The following is a 3,412-nucleotide window of genomic DNA, read 5'->3' as shown; positions in this document are numbered from 1 at the left end:
GGACGGCAGAGGCGGCAGGGACGGGAGGGGTGGGGGCGCGGGTCAGCCGTCGGGCCAGAGGGGCTCGTCGTCCGCGGCGGGCTCCTCCAACGGAACCACGAGGATCGGGCGCGACTGCCGGTGCGCGAGGCGCGCGGCGACCGAGCCGGTGAAGAACTCCCGGATCGACTCGCCGAAACCGCGCCGACGGGTGCCGACGACGATGAGGCGAGCCTGCGACTGATCCGCGAGCTGCTTGAGCGCCAGCGCGGGATCCCCCACGAGCTGTCGCACCGACCACTCGAGATCAAGGCTGCCCAGGACGGATGCCGCGGCATCCGTCACCGCCTTCAGTTGCGCCTCACCGACGGCGATGTCGAGGTCGACCGGCGCCGAGTGGACGTAGCCGTCGGGGTCCTCGTACGTGACGAACCGCGTGACGTCGACGTGGGCGACGATCAACGGAGCGCCGAACAGCCGCGCGTAGCGCGCCGCCTCTTTCAGGACGCGCGACGGCTGATCGGGGATGGCCCCCACGATCACGGCCTGCTGAGGGACCGCGGTTGCTTCGGGATCGCTCATGACACCTCTTCGTCGTCGGCGCTTCGTCACCGGCCCGCTCGAACTCGGGATCGGCGAGCGCTTTCCACAAGTATGACTCTCCCGGTCACGAGTTATCCACACATCGCGGGAACGCCTACCGTCGCGGGCTCCGCTGGTGCACGATGGGTGACCCGACGAAAACCTCGCCATCGGGCGACGAGCGGTTCGAGGTGCAGCTGCCATTCCCCATCGGGTTCGCGCCGGCCTCGCTCCGCGGCTGACGGCGCGGCTGGGGGGCTGGCGCCGCGCGGATCGGGGCGGATCGACCCAGGAACAGCGAGCGCGCAGGGTCACCGTGTTATCCTGAGTGCTACTCTTCCCGGCGTTCCGCCGGACCGTAGACCGCATCGTGAAAGCACGGGGCGAAACCGGGCAAGCGCACAGCCCGTGACTCAGAAATGAGGGGGTCTCGCATGGGGCGTGGCCGTCAGAAAGCGAAGCACACGAAGATCGCTCGCGAGCTGAAGTACGACACCTACAACCTCAACTACTCAGCCCTCGAGAAGGAGCTCGGTCACCACGAGGACGACCAGTACGTCGACAAGTGGGCCGACCAGTACGCCGACGACGAAGACGAGCGCACCGCCGTCTGATCCACCCCTCCCGCGACCCGCGACGGCTGTCGAGGGCGCGCGTATCGCGCGTGCCCACCGGTGGATAGGCGTACCGCGTCACCGCCGGCGCTCGATCACCGGGGGAAGCCCGGGGGCTCAACTCTCCTGGGAGCCCTCGACCCAGGCGAGGTACTCGTCAGAGACGGTGCCGGTGACGTAGCGCCCGTCGAAGCAGCTCATGTCGAGGTCCTCGACGTCGGGCGAACCCTCCAGGATCGCGGCCTTGAGGTCCTCGATCTCCTGGAAGACCATGTAGTCGGCGCCGAGCTCCTCGGCGATCTCGGGGATCGTCCGCCCATGGGCGACGAGCTCGTGGCGCGACGGCATGTTGATGCCGTACACGTGCGGGTACCGCACGGGCGGCGCGGCCGAGGCGAACGTGACCGAGCGGGCCCCGGCATCCCGCGCCATCTGGATGATCTCCTTCGAGGTCGTGCCGCGCACGATCGAGTCGTCGATCAACAGCACGTTCTTGCCCTTGAACTCGCTCGACATCGCGTTGAGCTTCTGCCGCACGCTCTTCTTGCGCACCGCCTGCCCCGGCATGATGAAGGTCCGGCCGACGTAGCGGTTCTTGTAGAAGCCCTCGCGGTACTCGATGCCGAGCTTGCGCGCGACCTGCATCGCGGCGGGCCGCGACGAATCGGGGATCGGCATGACCACGTCGATCACACCGGCAGGCGTGTACTTCGCGATCGTGTCGGCGAGTCGATCGCCGAGGCGCAGCCGCGCCTCGTACACCGAGATGCCGTTCATGATCGAGTCGGGCCGCGCGAGGTAGACATACTCGAACGAGCACGGGACCAGCTGCGGGGTGGCCGCGCACTGCTTGGTGTGGAGCTTGCCGTCGAGGTCGATGAACACGGCCTCCCCGGGCTCCACGTCCCTGACGACCTCGAAGCCGCCGTTCTCGAGCACGAGCGATTCCGAGGCCACGATCCACTCGTAGCGCCCGGTCGGGGCACCGTCGGCGTCGAGCGCCGGCCGCGTGCCGAGGATGAGGGGACGGATGCCGAAGGGGTCGCGGAAGGCCAGCAGACCGTAACCGGCGATGAGGGCGATCGTGGCGTACGAGCCCTCGACGCGCTCGTGGACGCGGGCGACGGCGTGGAATACCTGCTCCGGGTCGAGCTCGAGCCCCGCGATGGCCGCCTGCAGCTCGTTGGCGAGGACGTTCACGAGCAGCTCGGTGTCGGAGCTCGTGTTGAGGTGGCGGCGGTCGGTGTGGAACAGCTCCCCGGTGAGTTCGCGCGTGTTGGTGAGGTTGCCGTTGTGCACGAGGACGATGCCGTACGGCGCGTTGACGTAGAACGGCTGCGCCTCCTCCTCGCTGGAGGCAGTGCCTTTCGTCGCGTAGCGCACGTGGCCGAGCCCGATGTTGCCGAGCAGGGCACGCATGTCGCGGGTACGGTAGGCCTCGCGCACGTAGCCCTTCGCCTTGAAGAGGTGGAAGACCCCGCTGCGCTCCGCCGTGGCGATGCCGGTGGAGTCCTGCCCGCGATGTTGCAGCAGAAGGAGGGAGTCGTAGACCTCCTGGTTGACGGGGCCTTGGCCGACGACGCCGACGATTCCGCACATGTGCTGTTGCTCAGTCCGTTTCTGAGTAGGCTCCGACGAGGCGCACGGCGCCGCCGGCGACGCCTTTCGCGCCTTCTTCGAAGTGTCCTGTCTTGTCGTCCGGGCGCGCGCCGTCGCGCACGACGCCGACCTGCCAGGTCGCGATGCCTTCGGCGATGAGGGCGGATGCCGCGGCATCCGCGTGATTCGCCGCCACCACCGCGAGGAATCCGATGCCGAGGTTCCACGTGCCCTCGGTGTCTTCCAACCGCAGCCCGCCGAGGTTGGCGAGCACCCGGAAGACGGGCGGCGGTGACCAGGTCGTGCGGTCGAGCTCGACCCACGTGCCCTGCGGGAGCACGCGTGCGAGGTTCGCGGCGATGCCGCCGCCGGTGACGTGGCTGAGGGCGTGTACGGCATCCTTCTCCTGCGACAGCAGGCGCAGCAGCGGCAGGGTGTACAGGCGGGTGGGCTCGAGGAGTTCTTCGCCCCACGTACGACCGAACTCGGCGGCGTGCTCGCCGTAGCCGATGCCGCGGCCGGCGAGGACGTGCCGGATGAGCGAATAGCCGTTGGAGTGCGGGCCGCTCGAGCCGAGCGCCAGGACGACGTCGCCGGGGCGCACGCGGTCTGCGCCGAGCACGCGGTCGGCTTCGACG

At 69.0% G+C, this 3,412-nt stretch carries 4 protein-coding genes; 1 reads left to right on the top strand and 3 read right to left on the bottom strand.

The genetic code is table 11. The annotated features are described in order from the left end of the window. Positions 1-42 precede the first annotated feature (42 nt). The gene (locus WBP48_RS07030) at positions 43-561 is read right to left on the bottom strand and encodes a universal stress protein (protein ID WP_424438128.1); all 519 of its coding nucleotides are present in this window, start codon (positions 559-561) and stop codon (positions 43-45) included. Positions 562-995: 434 nt separating this feature from the next. Here WBP48_RS07030 and WBP48_RS07025 point away from each other — a divergent pair, with 434 nt between their 5' ends. Beyond that, positions 996-1,175: a DUF3073 family protein gene (locus WBP48_RS07025; protein ID WP_424438125.1), complete on the top strand. Its 180-nt coding sequence runs from the start codon at positions 996-998 to the stop codon at positions 1,173-1,175. Between the two features lie 117 nt (positions 1,176-1,292). On the opposite strand, the gene purF is transcribed toward WBP48_RS07025, so the two are convergent. Further along, on the bottom strand, positions 1,293-2,774 hold the full coding sequence (gene purF, locus WBP48_RS07020) for an amidophosphoribosyltransferase (RefSeq protein ID WP_424438122.1): 1,482 nt from the start codon (positions 2,772-2,774) through the stop codon (positions 1,293-1,295). 10 nt (positions 2,775-2,784) lie between these two features. Then, a partial coding sequence (locus tag WBP48_RS07015; protein ID WP_424438119.1) for an AIR synthase-related protein occupies positions 2,785-3,412 on the bottom strand: 628 nt, incomplete at its 5' end.

It is taken from the genome of Microbacterium sp., assembly GCF_049661145.1.
GTDB lineage: Bacteria > Actinomycetota > Actinomycetes > Actinomycetales > Microbacteriaceae > Microbacterium.
The sequence above is the reverse complement of the archived record's forward strand: the minus strand, read 5'-3'. Positions and strand labels throughout refer to the sequence as shown.